The sequence below is a fragment of the Pontibacter sp. SGAir0037 genome (genome assembly GCF_005491705.1).
Taxonomy (GTDB): domain Bacteria; phylum Bacteroidota; class Bacteroidia; order Cytophagales; family Hymenobacteraceae; genus Pontibacter.
The window spans coordinates 3,454,121-3,477,086 of the sequence record NZ_CP028092.1 but is presented as its reverse complement, the minus strand read 5'-3'; the positions used below and the strand labels follow the sequence as shown (position 1 = coordinate 3,477,086).

Here is a 22,966-nt window from a genome sequence, read left to right as displayed (position 1 = left end):
CCGAATCGGGAGTAACATTCAAACTGCCTGCTGCTGCACCATGTAAGCAGGCTTAACGATGAAAAAAAGCGGCTGTTCCTACAAATTAGGAACAGCCGCTTTTTTTATAAGGAATGCTGTGAATTAACCAGCAATAGCAACACGCTTAAATTCAGTTACCTTTAAGCCTTTGCTTGTTTTCTCAAGCAATTGCGCAATAGTAAGAGAAGAGTCTTTTACGAACTCCTGGTTTAATAAAGTGCTTTCTTTGTAGAACTTGTTCAGTTTACCCTGAGCAATTTTCTCTAACATGTTTTCTGGCTTGCCTTCAGCACGAGCCTGCTCTTTGCCAATTTCAATTTCACGCTCGATAGTAGCAGAATCAACGCCATCTTTATCAAGAGCGATTGGCTTCATAGCTGCAATTTGCATTGCTACGTCTTTACCAACTTCCGTTACGTCTGTACCGTTTGTGTTGGCAAGGGCAACTAATACACCTAATTTACCATTAGAGTGGTTATAAGCAACAACCTGATCAGCAGATACAGATTCGAAAGAAACTACATCAATTTTCTCACCAATTTTACCCATCAGGTCAGTGATATGATCTTGTAATGAGCGGCCATCAGCCTGAGGAGTTGCTAAAAGTTCTTCTTTGGTAGCAGCGTTTGAAGAAACAGCAGCATCCAGAACAGCTTTAGCCAGGTTTTGGAAATCAGCTACTTTAGATACCGGTTCTGTTTCGCAAGCCAAGGCAATTACTTTACCAGTAGTGCCATCTTCGCTCACCTGAGTAAGAACGATACCTTCAGAAGTAGTGTTGTCAGCACGTTTGCTGGCAATTTTCTGACCTTGCTTACGCAGAATATCTTTAGCAGCTTCGAAGTCGCCGTTAGCTTCTGTAAGCGCTTTTTTGCAATCCATCATACCAGCTCCAGTTTCCTGGCGCAGTCTGTTAACGTCTTGTGCTGTAATAGCCATGGTTTTTTATAATTATGAATTAGAAATTATAAATTATGAATTATCTATAGTTAGGGTTGTGCAGAAAGCAATTGTTAAAGATTTCTTAATTTAATAGGTTAATCTCGTGCTTCTTCTTTCCTAAACCCCTAAAACAAACTGAACATTGAAGCTGCTGCGTCCAATGTTCAGTTTATCTTATTGCAATATGAACGATTGATTATTGTTCGTCAGCTTCTTGCTTAGCCTTGATGCCTTCTTCTTCAGAACGCTTACGCTCAGTTTCTTCTTTATCAACTTTGCGCTCAGACAAACCTTCTTCAATTGCCTTACCAATGATAGACACGATAAGGGAGATTGATTTAGAAGCATCGTCGTTTGCAGGAATTGCATAATCTACTGTCTCTGGGTTAGAGTTAGTATCGCAAATTGCAAATACAGGCAAGTTTAATTTTTGAGCTTCTTTTACTGCGATGTGCTCACGCTTTACGTCAACAATGAAAAGAGCTGCAGGAAGTCTGGAAAGATCAGCGATACCTCCCAATACTCTTTCCAGTTTCTCACGCTCACGGGAAAGCATTAATTTTTCACGTTTCGCAATAGCTGCATAAGCTGTATTGTCTTTTACCATCTTGTCGATAGTAGACATTTTCTTCAAAGACTTACGAACAGTAGCGAAGTTAGTAAGCATACCACCTAACCAACGATCGGTTACGTAAGGCATTTTAAGACGCTTAGCCTCTTCCGCAACGATGTCCTGTGCTTGCTTTTTAGTAGCCACGAACATAATTTTACGGCCAGACTTTGCAATGTTCTTGATAGCAGCAGTAGCTTCATCAAGCGCAACTAACGTCTTATTTAAGTCAATAATGTGGATACCGTTCTTCTCCATGAAGATGTACGGTGCCATTTTTGGATCCCACTTGCGGGTAAGGTGACCGAAGTGAACACCTGCCTCAAGTAATTCTTTATAATTAGTACTTGCCATGTTGTTGATACACCTTTAATATTAACGTTTACTGAACTGGAATGAACGACGAGCTTTACGCTTACCGAACTTCTTACGCTCTACCATGCGAGGATCTCTTGTGATAAATCCTTCTTTACGAAGAGCTGATTTGGTCTCGGCATTCTCAACTACCAGTGCTTTAGAGATAGCAAGTCTAAGTGCTTCAGCCTGGCCGCTTACACCACCACCTTTGATATTGGCTTTAATATCGTATTTGCCAATTGAATCTAAAGTTTGTAACGGCTGATTCACAATAGTTTGCAGTACTTCGCTAGGGAAATACGTTTTAATATCTCTACCGTTAATAGTGATAATCCCTTGCCCAGGCGTCATGTAAATGCGCGCCACCGAGGTTTTTCTTCTACCAGATGTATTGATAACTTCCATTAATTATTTGATGTTGAGGGTTAATTCTTTAGGCTGCTGAGCTGCAAAAGGATGCTCGCTTCCTGTAAAAACATGAAGATTTCTGAACAGCTCGCGACCTAATCTGTTTTTAGGTAACATACCGCGAACAGCGCGCTCTACAATTAATGTAGATGATTTCGCCTTAAGCTCACGAGGAGAAGTTCTTTTCTGACCACCTGGGTAACCAGTATGCGTCAGGTAATACTTCTGATCCCATTTGCGGCCAGAGAAACGAACATTATCAGAGTTGATAACGATTACGTTGTCACCGCAGTCAGCAAAAGGCGTGTACGAAGGCTTGTGCTTGCCTTTCAAGATCTTGGCGATTTCAGACGCCACACGACCCAAGTTTCCTTGACCTGCATCAACAATCACCCAGCCTTTGTTGGCTGTCTTCTTGTTGACAGTAAGGGTTTTATAACTTAAATGATCCATTTTTAGTGGTTGTAAGCGATTTATTAATTATTGAAATATTTTTCTATGGTTCTTGAAAAATGGTCACAAAGATAGAAGTAATTTTTTTGTGATGCAAGAGTTGGTATAGAAATATGCTGTGTAACAGGGAAATAGTGCTTGGCAGGAGTAGCATCGGCAGTTCATCAGGTCTGCTTGTGCTCTTTTGATGCTGAGCAGATACTGAAATACCCGGCAGAAATTTCTGCCAGGTATTTTAAAGAACAGCAATCAACCATTAATCTTCAGGCTGTGTAGATATAGAAAGATGCTGTGTTAGTTTGTTCGCCTGAAGCACAATCACTCTCTTTTCCTTTTTTAGTTCTTCTAAATTATAAGAGCCTGTTAATTTACCACTTTCATCTTGCGAAAATAGGGCAAGTTCTATGCCTGACAGCTTGCCATTAGAAAAGGATTTGTTAAAAGAGAACTTAAAGCCTTTTTCTTTAAAAGCGCTATGAGCCGCATTAAGTTCATCGCTTGTCATGGATGCAGGCCGAAAGATGCAGGTAATGGAGTTTTGATCTTCCAGGAGTATAGAAGGATGCGGAGTGTCCTGCTTTACAGGCGGAGGAGGTGGTGGAAGTTGCTCCTTAGACGGTGCTGGTGGAGGCGGCGGAGGTAACTCTTCTTTAGCAGGCACTGGTGGCGGCGGAGGAGGTAGGTTCGGTAGCTCTCCGTACTTACTTTTAGCAGTGGCTATGCTTTTGCTGTCACTGTAATTGTATACTTCTGAGCCTCCGGATTTCAAGTAAATTACGATTGATTGTAAATTGAAATCCTGTTCGTTATCAAACTTCCAGCCAACTTTTTCTATAGTTGGGTTTCTTTTTAAGAAGGCTTTATAGTCTTGTGGTAAATTTGCTTTGTTCTGATAGTATGGATTATCTTCTAAAATAAAGAGATGTTCTTCTGTTTGGGTAATGCTTTTTGCTTTATCAGGTGCAGTTAAGCGTAGGCCATATTTTTGCGTAGCAGTTGCTACATCTTGTTCATTCTTTATTCGATAGGATTCTTCCTGGTGCCCTTTTGGTTTAATTATTAAAGTTTCAGTTGTAGCCTGCCAAACGACGTATTCTAAATTGAGAGAGTTTTTTATGAAAACCTTTGGTGCCACTTCCATATATTCTTTCGATTTCTCAATTGGTACCTCTGTTACAACTCTAGTTATAACAGGCTCTTTTAATTGCTGATTTTCTGTAGTTTGAGCAACACTGTTGAAAACTACTACAAGTACAGCAGCAACTGGAAATACCACCAGGAACCGAAGTAAATTTGCTCGGGTACTCGGATTCTTGTTCATCATAGCGATACGTTTTTTTATAGTTAAAAAATTAAAATTGTTAGCCAAAGCTGTACCCTGTGATAAACTGCTTACCCTGATCAGGCTGTACTGGTAAGCTTTGCTGTCGAGGCCGCTTTGCAATACCTTTCTGTCGGCAATAAACTCCAGGTTCTGTTTCATAGCTGACTTCATAAACCATACACCTGGGTTAAACCAGGAAAATATAGTCAGTAACTCAAAAAGCAGTACATCCAGCGTATGCCACCCCTTTACATGCACCTGTTCGTGGCGAAGGATGGGTACTAATTCGGTTGTGTGGAGTGTGCCTGGATTTAAATAGATGGTTTGCCAGAAGGAAAATGGATTAACATCTTCCTGAACCCGCCTGAAATCAAACTCAAGTAGCCGCGACTTGATTGACTGTGTATGCAGCTTGTAGAGCGAAAGGATTTGTAGTAGAAAGCGGAGAAGCATAACTGCTGCCCCTGTTGCAAATATATAAACTGGTAGTTGCCAAAGATTAAAGGCAGGCGTTTGCGTGGGAGCATGCGTAACAGTTGGCCATGGCGCAGAAACTATTACCAGCTTTTCAGTAAGCTGCGGGTTTTGAGCAGTGAATTCTGTAAGATCTACAAAAGGATAAACTATGGAAAACAGTATCCCAAAGATCAGAAAGCAGCGATTGAGGTTATAGAAGGTTAGCCGTCGCAGCACAAAGCGATACACCAGGTAAAACAGTACCAGTGCGATGTTTACTTTCAGCAGGTATAAGATCAGATCCGGCATATCATTCTGATTTTTTATTCTCAATCATATCTATAATCTCTTTCAGTTCTTCTGCGCTGATTTGCTGTTCTTTGGCAAAAAAGGCCACCAGTTCTTTATAGGAATCCTTAAAGTAGTCTCCTACAAAGCCCTTCATAAAGCGTTTCTTATAATCTTCAGCCTTTATAAGTGGGGTGTAGCGGTAGGTGTTTCCCAGCTTTTCGCTTACCAGATACCCCTTCTTCTCTAGGTTCTTTACCGTAGAGGCCAGAGTAGTATAAGGTGGCTGTGGATCAGGCAGCTTCTCCAGAAAGTCCTTGATAAAACCGCCATTCAGTTGCCAGATTACCTGCATGGCCTCTTCTTCTTGTTGTGTTAGCTTTTCCATACAATTACGATATTTTCGTATATTTACGAATATTTCGTAATAAAGTCAAGTAGCTTGGTTATATTTTTAATTATTTATAATGAAGTACTTATGTAGGATTACTTGCACACAGAAAGGCGTGGTGGCTGTTGAAGTATCTTTACCAGCTTATCTTGCGTCTATTAATAGAAGTCTAACATCTAAAAGCTAATATTTAGCATCTGATAAATGAAAGCCATACTAGTGAGACAACCTGGAGGGCCAGAGCAATTGCAGCTCGGGGAATACGAAAAGCCGGTACCGAAGCCTAATGAACTGCTGGTAAAGGTGCATGCCACTGCCCTTAACCGTGCCGATACTTTACAGCGTGAAGGAAAGTATCCGCCGCCCAAAGGCGCAAGTCCACTGCTGGGACTGGAGATTGCCGGTGTAGTAGAAGAATCAGGAGAGAACTGTAGTCGCTTTCGTACAGGAGACAAAGTTTTTGGACTGCTACCCGGTGGAGGGTATGCCGAGTTTGCCGTGATAGACGAAGCTATGGCTATGCCGTTGCCTGAAAACTTATCGATGGAACAAGCTGCTGCGATACCGGAAGTTTTTCTGACTGCTTACCAGGCTTTGTTCTGGATTGGAGATTTGCAGGCAGGGGAGCGTGTGCTGGTGCATGCCGGAGCCAGTGGCGTAGGCACAGCAGCTATTCAGCTGGCTAAGGCGAAGCAGGCGGAGGTATTAGTTACAGCATCTGAAAAGAAGATACAGGCCTGCCTGGACTTAGGTGCAAGTAAAGCCATCAATTATAAAGAACAGGCTTTCCTGAACGAGGTGATGCAATATACTAAATCGGAGGGTGTAGACTTGATTGTTGACTTTATTGCAGGACCATACTTTAGCAACAACATAGACTGCCTGGGGCTGGATGGGAGGCTGGTGCTGCTTGCTAGTTTAGGTGGGGGAAAAGTTGAAAACTTTGATTTGCGGAAGGTGCTGTCGAAGCGCCTGCAGATTTCAGGCTCCACCCTTCGATCCCGTACCCGCGATTATCAGGTTCAGCTCACCAGAGATTTGAGTGCGTTTGCATTACCTCTGTTTCAGTCGGGCCAGCTAAAACCTGTAATAGATTCTGTGTTTAGTTGGCAGGATGTGGCCGAGGCACATCGATACATGGAGCAGAACGGGAATATTGGCAAGATTGTGCTTCAGGTGAGTTGATTTTAAATAAAGTAAAAGGACAATGTGACAAAAAGACAAAGGATACAAAAGGCTCTGTACTTGCTCATTTGTCCTTTGTCGTGAAGTCTTTTTATAGTGCTCCCTCTTTGTAGGACCACGAGTTACTGTTTCTAAGTTGATTCCCTACTTATACTCTCCCCAACTCACGCAGCCTGTTGTTTATAGACCTCTACCGGAATACACCTGCCGATTCCCTGGTGATGCTTCTCATGGTTGTAGAAACTGAAGAAGCCCTTCACTCCCTGATACAGCTCCCATCCATCCTTTGCCGGGTTTAAGTAAACATAGTCCCGCTTCAGCGTCCGCCACAGCCGCTCGATGTAAATATTGTCCAGCGCCCTGCCCTTGCCATCCATGCTGATGCGGATGCCTTCCTCCTTCAGGTGTCCCACCCACTCTTTGCAGGTGAACTGACTGCCCTGGTCGGAGTTCACTATCTGCGGTTTGCCGTGGCGGGCAATCGCCTCCCGCAGCACCGATAGGCTTGCCTCGGCCTCCAGGCTGTTGGACAGCCCCCAGCCGACCACATAGCGGCTATACACATCGATGACGGCCGTCAGGTACATAAACCCCTTCTCCAGCGGGATGTAGGTGATGTCCACCTCCCAGACCTGGTTTGGATCCGCTACCTTTAGGTTCCTCAGCAGGTAAGGGTGGATATACTCTGCCTGGCCCAGCTGGCTCAGGTTCCGCTTAGGGTAGATGGCCTCCAGGCCCATGAGCCTCAGGAGCCTTCTGACCCGCTTGTGATTCACCCGATACCCTTCATCCCGCAGGTAGTCCTGCATCTGCAAGACCCCGTGCGTGGGCTTGTCCAGGTAACGCTCGTCCAGCAGGCGCATGATAGCCAGGTTCTCCTCGCTCTCCTTTGCCGGAGAGTAGTAGACGCCGCTGCGGTGGATGCCCAGCAAATCACACTGGCAGCGGACGCTGAGCCCGCCTGTCGGCTCCACCAGCTTTCTCAGCTCTGTTAGAGTCCGAGCTTCCCTAAGCTTTTTTTAAGAACTCTTTCTCCAACTCCAGACTGCCGATGCGGGCATAGAGCGTCTCGGTGTCAGGCTCCTGTGCAGGACCCTTCTCCTTTTCAAAGACAAGAGAAGAGTTCTCCACAAACTCCTGCTTCCATTTGCTGATCATGTTCGGGTGCACCTCGAAGCGTTTGGACAGCTCCGCCAGGCTCTCCCGCTCTTTCAAAGCCTCCAGGGCTACCTTGGCCTTGAAGGCCGCGCTGAATTTCCTTCTTTTCCCTTTCATTGTTTCACTAAGTTAAATGTTATACGTCAATTAAAATAGTGGACCTAAACATAGGGAGTATTATATTTATCATAATTAGTTAATGCGACCTTAGTTGCTTCACCAGCACAGCAAAGTCTTTAGGATAAGGCGCCTCTACCTTTACTGGTTCATCATTCAATTGTTTAAAGCCAATGGTATGCGAATGCAGGGCAAAGCGCTTGATCAGTGGTAGCTCTTCTGTATTTTGCTTCAGGTTGAAGCCGCGCTTCAGGTTAGAGAGGTACAGATGTTCTCCGCCATACAGTTCGTCGCTTACAATCGGGGCACCAATAGAAGCCAGGTGCACCCGTATCTGGTGCAGGCGGCCTGTTACCGGCATACATTCAATTAAGGTATGGCGACTGAAGTTTTCTAATGTGGTGAAGTATGTTTCGGCTGGTTTTCCCTGAGGAGTTAGCTTGGCAACGCCTTTTGCACTTGGCAATATGGCACGACTTACCAATTGATCATCGAATTTATGTATACCCCAGGCTACGGCATGGTATACCTTGTAAACCTCACGGTGTTCGAACTGCATCGACAGGTGGCGATAAGCCTCCGGATTTTTGGCAAATACCAGGCAGCCTGAGGTGTCTTTATCCAGGCGGTGGCAAGCCTGGAGTTCAGGGTCGTACTGCTTGGCCAGTTTAAGTAAATTAGTTGTATTAGGGGTTCTGTCTTCTAATGTAGCCAGGAAAGGAGGCTTGTTCACCACCAGGTAATCCTCACTCTCAAACACAATCAGATCCTTAAAAACGGGATATTTCATTCTATCATTTAAAGTAAATAGGGGTAGCTACTCTGTAGCCCTGCTTCCTGCTGCAAAGATACAGAATTTTAGCGTGCACTATAAGTTGCATTTCGGCAGTGCCTGCACTTTAAAACGATAACAGCTTTTGTACCACCTCCTGTTCATCCTTTCATCCAGAGAATCCTGATTTATCACAGATATTGCGGGATTGATCACAATTATTTTTCTGCTTTAAAACTTACCTGTAAGATTGTATCATATGAACAAGGGTACAGCATATAAGAAGATTGAATTTTACTTTTCTTATTGTTAATTTTTATATCTACCCCAAGTTGTACTTAAGAAGGGATTATACTTTAACAGTGCTGTTAAGTATTCTGGTATATGGGATTAGTTGCCTCCTTTTCAATTGCTGATCCAGATATAACAATACAAACAAAAATTGAAGATGTACTTGAGGAAAAATTCATAGCCCCAATGCTGCTTATTCCTTTTGTTGAAAATGCTTTTAAACATGGAATTAGCTTAAAGGGACAATCCTGGATTAAAATAACATTGTATTTTGCACAGGATAAATTATATTATGATATTTACAATAGCACACATCAAAAGCAGGAACACGATCCTGAGAAAGATAAATCGGGTATAGGACTGGAGAATGTGAAGCAGCGATTAGCCTTATTATACCCGCAGAAGCACGATTTAGTAATAAGGGAAACCTCTGAGGAGTTTTTTGTGCACCTGACTCTTCAGCTGTAAAATAAGTTACCACCATTAGAAGATGTCTTAGTAATTATATAAACAACTCGTTATGGAAAGATTAAATTAGTAGTAACGCTAGTAGTAGCACTAGGATGGCTGGTATCCTGTAAGCAAGCCAAACAACTAACAATACATCCAACTATGGCGACACATAATATCAAGGCCAATATCCAAGGTTTAGGAGATGATGAAATTCTGGTTTCGTATTATCCTATATTAACTCCAGATGATAACTCAGGAGATTCTGTACAGGATACATTGGTTGCTAAAGAAGGGTATTTTACCTGTAATATACCCGGAGCTGCGCCATTGATGGTGTACCTTATGCCAAAGAAAGCCATTTATACTAGAAGAGATGGCAGTCCTTATTGGGCAAGAGAAAAAGCTATAATTGTATTAGTAAAGCCTGGTGATAAGCTAGAGATTGAGGGAGAGCTAAAAGAGCTTTACATGGATTATACGGTTAAAGGCACAGAATTTAATGAGCAATATACAAAGGTAAGGAAAAGTTACATTGAAGCAGTATCGGAGGCTGTAGCAGTGGAGCTTCAGCTTGATACACTTATAGCCAATAACGGTGACAAAACATTGATCAATGAGCTTTTTCAGAAGCGTAATAGAATAAAAGGAATAGGAGGAGAAGCAAAGCTGGAATATGTCAAAAACAATTTAAACAAGGATTTGGCAGCTTATTTTCTTTTGGATCAGTCTTGGGAGAATTTAGGGAAACTTTATCCTGCTCTGGCACCTGATGTTCGAAATGGTCTGTTTAAGACAATGCTCGAAAGCCAGCTGGATACCTATGATAAGTATACTAAAATACAGAAAGCGAAACAGATTATAAAAGAAGGCGAAACAGCCCCTGAGTTTAAATTGCCTTCACTCGCCGGAGACTTTGCTTTAAATACAGTAAAAGGCCGATATATTGTATTAGACTTTTGGGGAAGTTGGTGTGCACCTTGTGTAAAAGGTTTTCCTAAGATGAAAGAATACTACTCTAAGTATAAAGGCAGCATCGAGTTTATTGGTATAGATTGCAATGAGACTGAAGAGGCCTGGAGAACAGCAGTGCAGAAGCACGAACTACTCTGGCCACAAGTGATCGATACATCGGAAACTGAGGCTAATGTAGCGGTAAGGTATGGTGTAGAAGCTTATCCTACTAAATTCATACTGGATCAGGATAAAAAGATTATAGCTAAGTTTATTGGCGAAGATGACAGCTTCTATAAGAAATTAGATGAATTGATGGAGGCGAAGTAACTATTTATCTAAATTGCTCTGAAGCTGATATTCTTCGTAGCGACACTATTTATATATTATGAAAGCAATAGCAATAGACGATGAACCAATGGCCTTGGAAGTAGTACGTTCGCTGGCAGCGAAGGTGCCTTTCCTGGAACTGGAGGCTTGCTTTACAGATGCCTTTAAAGCCTTGGAATACTTACAACGTGAGCCTGTTGATGTACTTTTTCTGGATATAAAAATGCCTGATATCTCAGGTCTGGAGTTTGTTGCCAGTCTGCAGAAAAAGCCGCTTGTTATATTTACTACTGCCTATTCGGAGCATGCTGTTACCAGCTTTGAGCTGGATGCTATTGATTACCTGCTGAAGCCTTTCTCGCTGGCCAGGTTTGTGAAAGCCTGTAACAAGGCACAGGAACATCTGCAACTCCGTAACAAATCAGTGGCTCCCAACAAAGATTATATTTTCCTTAAAACAGGCTATGAGCAGGTGAAGGTGTTGTATGATGAAATTTTGTATATGGAGGCAGCCGGCAACTATATTACGTTTGTGCTGGAAGAGAAGAAACTGCTCTCGCGGATGACGATAAATGAACTTTGTGAGTTACTGCCAGCCGATAGGTTTGTGCGTGTGCATCGGTCTTATGTGGTTGCCAAAGATAGAATCAATAAAATTGAGCGCCATCAGGTATGTGTAAAAGACCAGGTTGTACCTGTTGGCGCTTCCTTTATGCAAAAGCTGCAACATAGCTATTCATGAACCAGGTATTTCCAGCTGCAAATTATCCATATCTGATACTACTCCTTTTTCGCTTTCAGCAGTTTAAAGCGTAAGGTAGTACCTTTGCCCACCTCACTTTTTACGGCTATAATAGAACGATGAGCTTCTACTATGTGCTTGCAGATGGCAAGGCCAAGGCCGGTGCTGGTGGTGTCGCGGGCGCGGCTTTTATCAATGCGGTAAAATCGTTCAAATATCCGGTTAATGTGCTCCTGGGCAATACCTTTACCGTCGTCTTTTACAGTTATAGTATACTTTTTACGTCCTTCTTCAAAAGACACCCAAATGTTGCCGCCTTTTCTACCGTATTTGATGGCATTATCCACCAGGTTTACAAAAACCTGCCTGATGCGGTTAGGGTCAGCATAAAGCATTACTTTCTGTTTGGAGTCGAGTTCCAGATGTAGGTTTATCTCCAGGGAGGCTGCTTTTTGCTCCAGTTGCTCAAATACCTCTCTTGCCAGCTGAATGGCATCAAAGTCTCGCTTCTGCATCTTTACTACGCCTTTCTCAAACTGAGAAATACTGATCAGGTCTTGCACCAGGGCATCCAAGCCATCCAGGCTTTTGGCCGCTTTCTGCAGAAACTTGTCGCGCACAATGGGGTCATCCATAGCGCCATCCAGCAGTGTGTGAATAAAACCTTGTGCTGCAAAAATGGGTGTCTTTAGCTCGTGCGACACATCTGCTAAAAACTCTCTGCGCATGTTTTGCAGCTGCTTCAGTTCGTCTATTTCTTCCTGTTTCTTTTCGGCTATCTGGTAAATCTCATCCTTGATTTTGCGCAATGGATCAGAATTAAAAAGTGAACGGCCTTCAATTTTTTTATACTCCTGTTTTTTTATCTTCTCCAGGCTGGAGTAAACGTTCTTTATTTCCCGAAACACAAGTGCTTCATACGAAAAATGGATAATCAGGAAGCAGCAGATAAAAACAAGAGCCAAAGCAACTAATAAACCCTCTGTGGATAAGTAAGTGGCTAAAGCAATAAAGGCAGTAAGCACTCCTGCTACTGCCAGTGATATAAGAAGGGCAAGCGAACGCGAATTTAAATTCATTGAAAGTAATCAGGCACTGGTGTCAGGGCAAAAGACACAAGATTTTCTGATAATAAAAAGTAGATAGCCTATAGTTTTACATCTGTTTCTGCTCAGTCCTTTTCTGTAGAGCGATCAGTCTGTGTTAAACTTATAGCCTACACCCTTAATGGTTCTGATATTGTCTTCGCCTATTTTCTCCCGCACTTTTCTGATGTGAACATCTACGGTTCGGGCAATTACATATACATCGTTCCCCCAAACATTATTCAACAACTCTTCGCGGCTAAAAACTTTATTAGGTGTAGCAGCCAGAAAAGCCAATAACTCAAATTCCTTTTTGGGTAGTGTGATTTTAGCGTCGCCTTTGTAAACAGCAAAGCTGGTCCTGTCTATACGGAGGCCACCGATTTCAATTACTTTTTCTTCTTCCTCTACCTGTGCATCGCGTCGTGCAAAGGCTGCCAGCCTGCTCAGCAAGGCTCTTGGTTTAATGGGTTTGGTAATAAAATCATCAGCACCTGCGTCAAAAGCAGCCACTTCTGAAAATTCTTCTGAACGTGCTGTTAAAAAGATAATGTGTGTATGCTTAAAGTCAGACATTTCCCGCAGCTGGCGGCAGGCAGAAATGCCGTCCATTACAGGCATCATAACATCCATCAGGATAATATCCGGCTTAAACTTCTGAGCCATCTCAATAGCTTTTTTACCGTTGTCGGCTTCAGCTACATCGTAGTGTTCTTTTACAAGATTATAATTTAGTAGCTCAACAATATCCGGATCGTCGTCTACTACCAGTATTTTGTAGTTTGAAGTAGTTTGCACAGTTGTATAATTTAGCGTTTTTCAGGGTTTATCAGAGCTGCTGCACGCTTTACTGTAGGTGAGCGTATTTAACTCTGTTCACTGTTGCAATGCCTAATAATTCACGTCAAATATACTGCACATTCAGCCAAATTACTTTAGCATAATTAAATCATAATAAATTCTTAACATAGCACTGCCTCTTGCTAAGGGTATGTATAACAAGAAAGCCAACCTTATGGCTGGCTTTCTTGTTATTTTTGGGCAATGTAAATCCGGTGCTTCAGGTTCTTGTATTCGAACAGGTCTACTTTTACAGATCCTACAAACATATTAGCTTGTATCAGCACAGGTATTTTGTTCATGTCGTCTGAGAGATAGACTGTGATGGCATCTTCTCCCTTGAATAGCTTGTTGCTTGGCATTTTAGGCGTAAGCTTGATGGCGTTTATTTTCCCTATTTTAGTGCTCACCGTTTCACGGCCATGGAAAGTAACAACCATGTCAAATGCTTCCTGGTCAAAAAAACCTTTGATACTGAACCTCTCGCCAACTTTCATCTTATCATAGTTTAAGGTTCTAAGGTAGTAGAAGCCACTTACAATATCCTGTGCATTGGCAGGTATGGGAAAGGTACCGGTTTCCTTCTCTTTCTTTTTTCGTTTATCAACGTAGGCCGTATTCGCAATATGGTTAAATTCTACTGTTTCTTTTTTGCGATAGCTGCCTTCTTCTATGTTGCTGGCATAGCGCATAGGTAGAATAGCGGCCGTATCTATATACGATTGCCAGGTATCCCTGATCTTGATAAAGAAATCGAACGAGCCTGTTGTTTTACCGTTTACCGTTGCTTTATAACATGGCCGGCCATTTACAGTATGCAGCGTAGGAGCAACATCTATTACTGCTTCAGCAGCGTTTATAGGGCCATAGTGCACTTTATATTTTAATACTTCGCCTGTCGAAAAGCTTTCGTTAGGCACTGTACGTAATACCTGTTTTGTTACAAACCCTGAAATTACCAAAAAAAGTAGCCCTAATGCCGGAATAATCTTCTTCATACCTTCTGATCTAAATTAGCAGTTTTGCTTGTATCATAACAAGTACTATACCAACTGCTTCATTTCTTCTAAGTTAGCAAGTTCTTTCGTGCTAATCAACACGCATAAAACGAAAAAGGTGCTATAATCATAGCACCTTTTCCATTACTGTATCTAAAAGAACAAGTTTTAGTCTTCAGATCGATCTTCTTCTAATGCAGCGGCAACCTTTTCAGGTTCGCCTTTGATAATAGCTCTGATCTTACCTTCAATCTCTTCCATCAGTTCAGGATTGTCAAGTAGAATCTGCTTCACACCATCACGGCCCTGGCCAAGCTTATCGCCATTGTAAGAGAACCAGGAACCTGATTTCTGTACTACACCAAGCTCTACACCAAGGTCAAGAATTTCGCCTACTTTAGAGATACCTTCTCCATACATAATGTCGAATTCTACCACTTTAAATGGAGGCGCTACTTTATTTTTCACCACTTTCACACGTGTACGGTTACCAGTGATGTTATCAGCACTCTCTTTAATCTGGCCAACTCTACGGATATCCAGGCGAACAGAAGCATAGAACTTAAGTGCGTTACCACCTGTAGTAGTTTCAGGGTTACCGAACATCACCCCGATCTTCTCACGAAGCTGGTTGATGAAGATACAGCAGCATCCTGTTTTGTTGATCGTTCCCGTCAGTTTACGAAGTGCCTGAGACATTAAACGAGCCTGTAAACCCATTTTGCTGTCGCCCATATCGCCTTCTAATTCACCTTTCGGTACAAGAGCTGCTACAGAGTCAATTACAATAATATCAATAGCACCAGAGCGAATCAGGTGGTCGGCAATTTCCAGTGCCTGCTCACCGTTGTCTGGCTGAGAGATCAATAAGTTTTCAGTATCAATACCTAGTTTCTCGGCATATACTTTATCGAAAGCGTGCTCGGCATCAATGAACGCAGCCAATCCTCCTTTACGCTGTGCTTCCGCAATACAGTGCATAGTAAGCGTGGTTTTACCAGAAGATTCCGGTCCGTATATTTCAATTACACGACCACGTGGTAAACCACCAACACCCAATGCAATATCTAAACCAAGCGAACCTGTAGAGATGGCCGGAACATCCTCTACTTTATTGTCGCTTAACTTCATGACAGTGCCTTTTCCATAAGTTTTATCGAGCTTATCAATGGTTAGCTGCAGGGCCTTAAGTTTTTCGTTGCTTACGCTCATGTTCTAAAATTAAATGTGCTTTATATTGAAGGTGAAATTACGAAATCAGTAGCAAATTTCAAAAATGTTATGCTATAATTTACTAAATAATTTAGCTTCCGTTTTTATATTATGATAACACCTGCTTTACCTATTTTGTGCCATTTTTGCTACAAATTTATCTTTATTTTCAGCTTCTAAAGCAAAGGTTGAAAAATAAATTCAAGTGCATTGCCATAACTTACAAGAGGCATGATATACGGCAAAAGCTATGGTAAGGAAATTAATTGCTAATAATATTAGTTAGGTGTAAGTAAGTTTTGTCGAAGCAATCACACTTCGGTCGTGTAGTGGAAAGCACTCTTAGGAAAAGAATTGTTATGCAAGTTAACCTTAAACAAGTGCTTTATCCTGCTCAAGTTCCTTATGCCTTTGCTGCTCATAATCTTTGCGGGTCATACCATAGTAGATTACGTCAAAAAGCTCATCTGAATCAACGCCTTTGTAATCGCTTCTTAACAGTCCTTCTTTAAGAAAGCCACAGGACTCAGCAAGTTCACCATAGAATAAGTTGGTGAGTGTGCAGCGGATATAAACTTTGTTCAGAGCAATAGTTTCGAATGCCAGCCGCAGCATAAGCTCTAATGATTCTTTGGCACTTGCTTTAGATGCAGGCCAATGGTTAAAATAAAGCCCTATTTCTGCTTTGGGAACGGTATGATCAAAGTTCTTAAGAGCAATATCGCCTATGTATGCCTCATCACTTTTCTGCCAGACACCAAAGTCAAACATTTTGCGGTTGTCCCAGTAAGTGCGTAGCTGCTGTACCTGTGTGCGGGCATCTTCAAGTGCTTTTACGCGGTTCAGGCGCCCGCCGAAAGCCGGGTTTAGCGTATCTGAACTTTCATGAATCAGCCTGAAAAAGTCACTGGCATCTTCTTCCTGGTAAGGCCTTAAGAGCAATTGCGCTGTCTCGAGCCGTTCAGCAAAGGTATCGGGCAAGATGTTGTAAAGGAAGCTCATAGGGTTATGGTGTTTAAGGTTAAGGGGCTAAGCTGATTATCAGGTACTTTGGTATTGCATACGCTAATTTTGATAAAATGTATCGTGGCTGCTGGCAATATGCTTATTAACCTCACCAGCCTTTCTGCCGTTACTTTATACCAAGCAATAGTCAGCATAAAACTTAAAAAAATGGGAAATAGATTAAAAGAAAAAGTAGCCATCGTAACAGGTGGCGGCACCGGAATAGGGGAGGCGATCTGCAAGAAGTTTGCAAGCGAAGGCGCTAAAGTAGTAGTGGCAGGTTTTGCCGAAGATCCTGTAGAAGATGTCGTAAAAGAAATTCAGAGTGCAGGCGGTACAGCTATCGCTTTTACAGGTGATATATCTACCGAGGCTAACGCTAAGAATTGCGTTAACCTGGCCATAAGCCAATATGGTAAACTGGACATTCTTATCAACAATGCAGGTGTTTTTCCGGAAGTAAACGTTTTAACCGATTTCACGGAGGAAGCTTTCGATTACATGATCAAGAATAACCTGAAGTCTGCCTTTAACATGTCGAAAGCGGCTTTACCTGAACTGCAGAAAACAAAAGGTAATATTGTGTCGGCTGGTTCTGAGGCTGGTATGATTGGTATCGCCCAGAATGCGCCCTATGGTGGTACCAAAGGCTTTATGCACGCTTTTATGAAAGGGCTTGCCGTAGAGCAGGCTCAATTTGGGGTGCGTTGTAATATTGTAGGTCCTGGTCCGATTGATACCGCCTGGACACATACAGGCACAGGCCCCATGGACAGTAAGATGGTAGAAACCATGAAGCTGGCGACGCCAATGGGCCGCAGAGGTACAACAGAAGAAGTAGCCAATGTATACCTGTTCTTGGCCTCAGACGAAGCCTCTTATGTAACTGGTGCTCTGTATATGGTAGATGGGGGTATTACTGTGGCAAAAGGGCCTGTGGGCGCTATGGCCGACTCCTCTATGAAGAAAGAGCCGGAAGGAGAGCTGGATATACAGCATGCCAGAGAAGGCCATACGTCGGTAAGAAAGTAGAAGCTCTTTGGCAAAGTCAGCCTAGGGTAGTGCAAAAAGCTAATTAAGCTTTATATGGCAACATAAGAGAAAAGCCAGCTGTTGTAGCTGGCTTTTCTCTTATGCTTTATTGGTTGAGCAGGAAGGGGTACTGAAAGTGCTTTGGGCTTTTTAATTGCTGCTGGCGCATCATTACATCTAACGTATGCGCTGTTTCTTTAAAATACTCCAGTCTTCTGTAAAGCATTTCTTTTTGCAGCACCGTACCCTGATCTGTTTTTATGTACGCTTTTTTATCTTCCATAACACGGTGCATCACATCAGCTACCTGTTCTTCGTTTTGCAGAAACCATTGGTAAAAGTCCTGCAGGCGGCTGGCGCCTACTGTTTCTGATGTAAAATGAAGGCCATGAATACGGAGAATGCCGGCAAGTAAATCTACTTCCAGGGGAATAGAAGTATTGTAGGGCATAGATCGCACTTCTAATTTGCTGTTTAGTGCACCCAGGATAATTTCCAGGTTATCTTTAAAGCGGATGAATAATGCAGGCGCTTCCATAAGGCTTTTTAGGGTATGTTATTACGAATGGTGCAAAACTACACCTAATTTGTATTAGTTACAATGTGCTTACCTGGTTTAGGCAAAGTATGGGCTGTGCAGGTGCCGATATTATAAAAGGTCGGAGATCAGCTTTTCTACTGTAATACCCTCGGCTTCTGCCTTAAAGTTCCGGACAATGCGGTGGCGTAATATCGGAAGAGCTACCGCCTGCACATCTTCTATATCGGGAGAATACTTGCCATTGAGCAATGCATTACATTTAGCACCAATAATAAGGTGCTGCGATGCACGAGGGCCTGCTCCCCACTCCAGGTACTGATTAGCCAGTTGGGAAGCCATGGGCATATCAGGCCGTGTCTTATGCACAAGTTTTACAGCGTACTCAACCACATTATCTACTACTGGCACGCGTCGTACCAGTTGCTGAAAAGCCAGTATATCATCTGCATGCAGTATCTTGTTCAGCGCGTTTTTAGCGGCTCCGGTTGTGTTCTTTACAATCTGAAGCTCCGATTCATAACTGGGGTAGCCAAGTGTGATGTTAAACATGAAGCGGTCGAGCTGTGCCTCCGGAAGAGGGTAAGTTCCTTCCTGTTCAATCGGGTTTTGGGTTGCCAGTACGAAAAATGGTTTTGGCAGCTCATATTTACGGCCAGCTACTGTAACAGAGTATTCCTGCATTGATTCCAGCAGGGCTGCCTGGGTCTTAGGAGGCGTACGGTTTATTTCATCCGCCAGAACAATATTAGAGAAAATAGGGCCGGAAACGAAGCTAAAGTTACGGTCCTTGTCCATTGTTTCTGCACCTACTATATCAGAAGGCATCAGGTCGGGTGTAAACTGTACCCTGCTGAACGACATGTCCAGCGAGGATGCGATTGTATGGATAAGTAAGGTCTTCGCCAGACCCGGAACGCCAACCAATAAGCAGTGCCCCTGACAAAAAACGGCTGTTAGCACCAGCCTGACTACCTCTTCCTGACCTACTATTACTTTCGATATCTCGGATGTAAGCTCCTGGTAAGAGCGGTATAGCGCATCAGCGGCTTCTTTGTCGGAGGTGTACTGCTTCATTCGGTTCTACTGCGTTAGTTGTTGGAGAACGTTACAATTCTGGAATTCAGGATCTATTTCTATAAAAACGGAATCAAAATTCTTTTTAAACCAGGCATCCACTGCTTTTCCTTTTTTCTGTCGAAGTGCTGCCGTTGCTATTTTCTGATAATCGTCGCGTAAGTTGGCCAGGTGAGGGGCAGACTTAGAAACTAGTTTAATGATGCGAACAGCCTCCTGGCCGTCTGCTGTACGAAACGCAATTGGTTTTGAAATCTCACCAACCTGCATCGTGTCAATCACAAAGAAAATCCCCGGATCAACCTGGTCCATTGGAAAATAAGTGCTTCCTGTTGCCGGGCTGCTCATCATACCGCCGTTATCCTTTGTATTAGAGTCGTCAGAGAAATCTTTGGCTGCTTTAGCAAATGTAATCGAGTCATTTAAAATCAAGGTACGAATGCTATCTAAAGCAGTAGCCGCCTCATCGATATCTACCGTTGCTGTAGCAGGCTTTATCAGAATATGGCGCGAATTAAACTCTTGACCTCTGCGTTCGATCAACTGGATAAGGTGAAAGCCAAACTGGGATTCTACGATGTTGGACAGTTGTCCCGGCTCAAGGCGAAGCGCTGCCGCTTCATACTCTGGCACAAGCTGTCTTCTACCCATAAAACCTATTTCACCACCTTGTTGCCCGGAGCCAACATCGTCAGAAAACTGTCTGGCAAGGGTTGCAAAATCTTCGCCTGCGAGTATACGGTCGCGTATGGCTTCCAGTTTCTGACGCGCCTCTGCTTTTTGAGCTTTACTAACGGCTGCGTATTTCACAATTTCTGCCAGTTCTACTTCACTGGAGAAATACGGAAGGCTATCAGACGGAATAGAGTTGAAATAACGTCTTACTTCTTTTGGCGTTACAGTTACTTTGCCACTAATTTCTTCCTGCATTTTAGCAGAAACCAATTCCTCACGTACAGAACGTCTGAGTTCATCTTTTAACTGCCTTACGCTCTTCTTGTAGTACTGCTCCAGGCGCTCTACGCCTCCTACCTGCGAAGCCAGGTAATTCATACGCCGGTCAAGTTCGCTGACAACCCTGGCATCTTCTACGGTAATAGAGTCGATGGCGGCTCTGGCTAGCAACAGCTTGTCTTGCACCATCGATTCGAAGAGCTGGCATTTTAATTCAGCAGAGGGTTGTTGCTTTGTTTGGTTTAAATACTGCTGGTAGCTGAACTCCAGTTCAGAACGTAGAATAATGTGGTTATCTACTTTGGCAATAATGCCGTCAACTTTTTGGCGTACTGGTGCTTGGGCGAAGGTAGCTACAGTAGCTAGCATTAAAAAAAGAGCTACTAAGGCTACTTTGGAAAATATACTATTCTTTTTCAATGTATATATAACTTAAAACTTGTATGCGCTGCTAAATCAACGCACAAATTAGTGCTTTATTCTGATAATATCTTACTTTAACTAAATCAAAAAGAGCTGCCGGAGTATGAACAGGTTTACTTTCTGATCAGCTTCTCGATTTCATCGGTTTTAACATTTACCGGGTATTTGCTTTTCAGTTCCTTTATCCATTCCTGCTCCAGGTAGTTCTGGTAATCTGATGTAGCAACTCCACGTACTTCGCTTAATTGCTTGTAACCCGGGGCCAGCACATCCGAAATAACAATCAGGTATTCGCGGCCATTGTGCTGGGTGGTGTAAGTGCCTTTTTCCCATTTAACCGAATCAAGTGCCTTGTTCTCACCTTTCTGGAATTTCTTTTCCGTTATCTGCACTCCCAGTGGGTTGCCAATATTCAGGTTGTCGGCCAGGTAGTTTAAGTCAGACGAATAAAGAACAAAAGAAGCTCTGCGGTTACGGCGACGGCCGGCTTCAGAATTATCCGATGCTACCTGCTTTGTTTTGCCTAACACCTGCGTTGCTATTTTATCGGCTGGCACACCTTTTTCTGTTAAGTAAGTTGCCGCTTTCTGCGCGCGTTCTGCTGCCAGGCTCTTCTTGCCTGTTGCTTCACGGGCATCTGTATGTCCGTTAATGGTTAAGCTTAGACTGGCATCGCTGTTAAGTCGGGCCACCAACTCATCCAGTTTTGCCTTACCCTCTTGTGTTAAGGTGCTGCTGTTGCTCTCGAATAAAACATCCGCCACTTTGGTAGAAACCAGCGGATAACGTCTTACAGCCAGTTGCTCCTGTACTTTGTTCAGGAGATCTTTGTTGGCAGCACTGATGATAGTAGCCTGAGCACGTTCGCCCCACTTATACTTCTCTTTGTTTTGTTCGAAGTAAGTTTTAAGTCCTGTAGTGTCTTCCACTGCTTTAGACCATACTTTTTCGTCCATTAACTGGAAAAGCAGGATACCATCGTGGTACTCTTTTACCAGCATGCGGTAGTCCGGGTACTTTTGCTCCAGGTTAGCCTTCTCGTAATCGAGCAACGCTTTGTTTACATAGTTGTCGTAAAGCAGGCTGAAAGCATGAGGCGCTGTACCTGTTGTTCGAGGGCGTTGTTCCGCTTTAGCATAAGCAAAGAAATCACCAACTGTATAGTTTTTACCTTGTATAGAAAACAAGTTCTGTTTTAAGGCTTTGTCGGCTGCATCGTAGTTCCATTTGCCTTGTAGGAGTTCGTCGGTTACCTTGCCAAGGGCGGCAGTTTTAGCAGCTTCGTTCTCCGTAAAGTTATTTTCAGCTTTAATGCGTTTTAAGAAAGCTGTTTTGTTAAGCTCAGACCGGGAATCTTTTGCCACTTTTGCTCGCAACGATTGCTCCATGTCTTCGAAAGATGGTAGTCCGCGTTTTTCTATTAACCGGATAATATGCCAGCCATAAGGAGTAAGTACAGGCTTGGCCACATCGCCTTCTTTCTGAAGGGCAAAGGCAGCATTTTCAAAAGACGGAATCATACGGCCTGTTCCAAACCAAGGCAACTCACCGCCATTTCCAGAAGAATTAGCGTCTTCAGAAAATTCAGCGGTTAGCTTCTCCCAGTTCTCTTTGCGTTGCACACGTTTGTAGATAGCATCAACCCGTTGCTTAGCAGCCAGAGAGTCTGCTTTTGGCATACCAGGAGTTGCACGCACCATGATATGGGCCACTTTTACCTCGCCGTTGGCAGAACGTACATCGTTTACTTTAATTAAATGATAACCGAAGCGGGTACGGACAGGCATTGAAACGTCGCCGGGGGCTGTTTTATAAGCAGCATCCTCGAATCGATAAACCATTTGCATGGCTGTAAAATAACCTAAGTTACCGCCATTTTCTGCTGCCGAAGGGTCTTGTGAGTTTTCCCTCGCCAGCTTTGCAAAATCTTCGCCAGCCAAAACGCGGTTGCGTAATTCCAGCACACGGTTATAGGCAGCTAACGTATCCTGTGGATCGGCATCGGCTGGTAAACTGATGAGAATATGCGATGCATTTACTTCTTTCTTCAGGCGCTCATACGCCTCGCGCACCAGGTTGTCTGTAACACTTTTTTCAGTGAGGTAGGGCTGTGCCATTTGCTCTTTATAACCTTCCAGTTCTCGCTTAAAAGCCATCGTGGTATCCAATCCACGGCCTTCGGCCTCCAGTACCTTCAGTTTAAAGTTGGTATACAGGTCGAGATAATCTGTTACGCTCTGGCGGGAATAGGCATCTTCGTTGCCTTCGTTATTCTTCTTATAAACGTACTGGAACTCAGAAGCGGAAATGGTCTGGGAGCCAAGAGTAGCAATGACAGGTTCTTTGTTATCAGACTTCTTGGATGCGGTACAGCCAGCAAGGGCCAGGGCAGTTACCGCAACAAGTAGATGGTTGCTGCGCATAAGTGAAATAAAAACAAACTCTTAATTAATCTGGTATGTAACCAGATGGTGCAATTTTAGTTATTTTTTCTGACAGATTTGTCATAAAGCATAACTATAATCCTATTGCACCAGATTTCGTTCCGATAAC

Annotated in this window: 23 protein-coding genes; 5 read left to right on the top strand and 18 right to left on the bottom strand. The window is 43.2% G+C overall.

Going from position 1 to position 22,966, the window contains the following annotated elements; all coding sequences use genetic code 11:
- Window positions 1–123: 123 nt before the first annotated feature.
- From tsf to C1N53_RS14110, 6 genes are all read right to left on the bottom strand, one after another.
- Window positions 124–960, bottom strand: coding sequence for a translation elongation factor Ts (gene tsf, locus C1N53_RS14135; protein ID WP_137759924.1), 837 nt, complete (start codon window positions 958–960; stop codon window positions 124–126).
- Between the two features lie 199 nt (window positions 961–1,159).
- Window positions 1,160–1,927: a 30S ribosomal protein S2 gene (gene rpsB / locus C1N53_RS14130; protein WP_137759923.1), complete on the bottom strand. Its 768-nt coding sequence runs from the start codon at window positions 1,925–1,927 to the stop codon at window positions 1,160–1,162.
- 21 nt (window positions 1,928–1,948) lie between these two features.
- The gene (gene rpsI, locus C1N53_RS14125) at window positions 1,949–2,335 is read right to left on the bottom strand and encodes a 30S ribosomal protein S9 (protein WP_137759922.1); all 387 of its coding nucleotides are present in this window, start codon (window positions 2,333–2,335) and stop codon (window positions 1,949–1,951) included.
- Window positions 2,336–2,338: 3 nt separating this feature from the next.
- The gene (gene rplM, locus C1N53_RS14120) at window positions 2,339–2,791 is read right to left on the bottom strand and encodes a 50S ribosomal protein L13 (RefSeq protein ID WP_137759921.1); all 453 of its coding nucleotides are present in this window, start codon (window positions 2,789–2,791) and stop codon (window positions 2,339–2,341) included.
- Window positions 2,792–3,047: 256 nt separating this feature from the next.
- Complete coding sequence (locus C1N53_RS14115; protein ID WP_137759920.1) at window positions 3,048–4,880, bottom strand: M56 family metallopeptidase; 1,833 nt, start codon at window positions 4,878–4,880, stop codon at window positions 3,048–3,050.
- A gap of 1 nt (window position 4,881) precedes the next feature.
- Window positions 4,882–5,247 carry a BlaI/MecI/CopY family transcriptional regulator gene (locus tag C1N53_RS14110; protein ID WP_137759919.1) on the bottom strand — a complete coding sequence of 122 codons (366 nt, stop codon included), beginning with the start codon at window positions 5,245–5,247 and terminating at the stop codon, window positions 4,882–4,884.
- A gap of 207 nt (window positions 5,248–5,454) precedes the next feature.
- Between C1N53_RS14110 and C1N53_RS14105 the strand changes: the two genes are divergently transcribed.
- Entirely contained in the window at window positions 5,455–6,435 is a 981-nt protein-coding gene (locus tag C1N53_RS14105; protein WP_137759918.1) for an NAD(P)H-quinone oxidoreductase, read from the top strand.
- 164 nt (window positions 6,436–6,599) lie between these two features.
- Here C1N53_RS14105 and C1N53_RS14100 read toward each other — a convergent pair whose 3' ends face one another.
- From C1N53_RS14100 to C1N53_RS14090, 3 genes are all read right to left on the bottom strand, one after another.
- Window positions 6,600–7,409, bottom strand: coding sequence for an IS3 family transposase (locus C1N53_RS14100; RefSeq protein WP_168193999.1), 810 nt, complete (start codon window positions 7,407–7,409; stop codon window positions 6,600–6,602).
- A gap of 34 nt (window positions 7,410–7,443) precedes the next feature.
- Window positions 7,444–7,710, bottom strand: coding sequence for a transposase (locus C1N53_RS14095; RefSeq protein ID WP_137759093.1), 267 nt, complete (start codon window positions 7,708–7,710; stop codon window positions 7,444–7,446).
- A 79-nt stretch (window positions 7,711–7,789) separates the two neighbouring features.
- Window positions 7,790–8,500, bottom strand: a complete 711-nt coding sequence (locus C1N53_RS14090) for an RluA family pseudouridine synthase (protein ID WP_137759917.1) — start codon at window positions 8,498–8,500, stop codon at window positions 7,790–7,792.
- Between the two features lie 366 nt (window positions 8,501–8,866).
- Here C1N53_RS14090 and C1N53_RS14085 point away from each other — a divergent pair, with 366 nt between their 5' ends.
- The 3 genes from C1N53_RS14085 to C1N53_RS14075 all read left to right on the top strand — a co-directional run bounded on the left by C1N53_RS14085 (window position 8,867) and on the right by C1N53_RS14075 (window position 11,249).
- A complete protein-coding gene (locus C1N53_RS14085; RefSeq protein WP_371415906.1) occupies window positions 8,867–9,241 on the top strand; it encodes a hypothetical protein in 375 nt (124 codons plus the stop codon).
- A 144-nt stretch (window positions 9,242–9,385) separates the two neighbouring features.
- Window positions 9,386–10,507, top strand: a complete 1,122-nt coding sequence (locus tag C1N53_RS14080; protein WP_137759916.1) for a TlpA disulfide reductase family protein — start codon at window positions 9,386–9,388, stop codon at window positions 10,505–10,507.
- Between the two features lie 58 nt (window positions 10,508–10,565).
- Window positions 10,566–11,249: a LytTR family DNA-binding domain-containing protein gene (locus tag C1N53_RS14075; RefSeq protein ID WP_137759915.1), complete on the top strand. Its 684-nt coding sequence runs from the start codon at window positions 10,566–10,568 to the stop codon at window positions 11,247–11,249.
- Window positions 11,250–11,287: 38 nt separating this feature from the next.
- Here the strand turns inward: C1N53_RS14075 and C1N53_RS14070 are convergent, their stop codons facing one another.
- From C1N53_RS14070 to C1N53_RS14050, 5 genes are all read right to left on the bottom strand, one after another.
- Window positions 11,288–12,328 (bottom strand): cell wall metabolism sensor histidine kinase WalK, encoded by a 1,041-nt coding sequence (locus C1N53_RS14070; RefSeq protein WP_137759914.1) that lies wholly within the window; start codon window positions 12,326–12,328, stop codon window positions 11,288–11,290.
- Between the two features lie 114 nt (window positions 12,329–12,442).
- The gene (locus C1N53_RS14065; protein ID WP_137759913.1) at window positions 12,443–13,132 is read right to left on the bottom strand and encodes a response regulator transcription factor; all 690 of its coding nucleotides are present in this window, start codon (window positions 13,130–13,132) and stop codon (window positions 12,443–12,445) included.
- Window positions 13,133–13,365: 233 nt separating this feature from the next.
- Window positions 13,366–14,172 (bottom strand): DUF3108 domain-containing protein, encoded by an 807-nt coding sequence (locus tag C1N53_RS14060; protein ID WP_137759912.1) that lies wholly within the window; start codon window positions 14,170–14,172, stop codon window positions 13,366–13,368.
- A 168-nt stretch (window positions 14,173–14,340) separates the two neighbouring features.
- Window positions 14,341–15,384: a recombinase RecA gene (gene recA, locus C1N53_RS14055; RefSeq protein WP_137759911.1), complete on the bottom strand. Its 1,044-nt coding sequence runs from the start codon at window positions 15,382–15,384 to the stop codon at window positions 14,341–14,343.
- A gap of 372 nt (window positions 15,385–15,756) precedes the next feature.
- Window positions 15,757–16,386, bottom strand: coding sequence for a GNAT family N-acetyltransferase (locus C1N53_RS14050; RefSeq protein ID WP_137759910.1), 630 nt, complete (start codon window positions 16,384–16,386; stop codon window positions 15,757–15,759).
- Window positions 16,387–16,557: 171 nt separating this feature from the next.
- Here C1N53_RS14050 and C1N53_RS14045 point away from each other — a divergent pair, with 171 nt between their 5' ends.
- A complete protein-coding gene (locus tag C1N53_RS14045) occupies window positions 16,558–17,421 on the top strand; it encodes an SDR family NAD(P)-dependent oxidoreductase (protein ID WP_137759909.1) in 864 nt (287 codons plus the stop codon).
- Window positions 17,422–17,527: 106 nt separating this feature from the next.
- On the opposite strand, the gene C1N53_RS14040 is transcribed toward C1N53_RS14045, so the two are convergent.
- From C1N53_RS14040 to C1N53_RS14025, 4 genes are all read right to left on the bottom strand, one after another.
- A complete protein-coding gene (locus C1N53_RS14040) occupies window positions 17,528–17,959 on the bottom strand; it encodes a hypothetical protein (protein ID WP_137759908.1) in 432 nt (143 codons plus the stop codon).
- A 111-nt stretch (window positions 17,960–18,070) separates the two neighbouring features.
- Entirely contained in the window at window positions 18,071–19,036 is a 966-nt protein-coding gene (locus tag C1N53_RS14035) for a MoxR family ATPase (protein WP_137759907.1), read from the bottom strand.
- Between the two features lie 6 nt (window positions 19,037–19,042).
- On the bottom strand, window positions 19,043–20,410 hold the full coding sequence (locus C1N53_RS14030) for a peptidylprolyl isomerase (RefSeq protein WP_256377476.1): 1,368 nt from the start codon (window positions 20,408–20,410) through the stop codon (window positions 19,043–19,045).
- 116 nt (window positions 20,411–20,526) lie between these two features.
- A complete protein-coding gene (locus C1N53_RS14025; protein WP_137759905.1) occupies window positions 20,527–22,836 on the bottom strand; it encodes a peptidylprolyl isomerase in 2,310 nt (769 codons plus the stop codon).
- Window positions 22,837–22,966 lie beyond the last annotated feature (130 nt).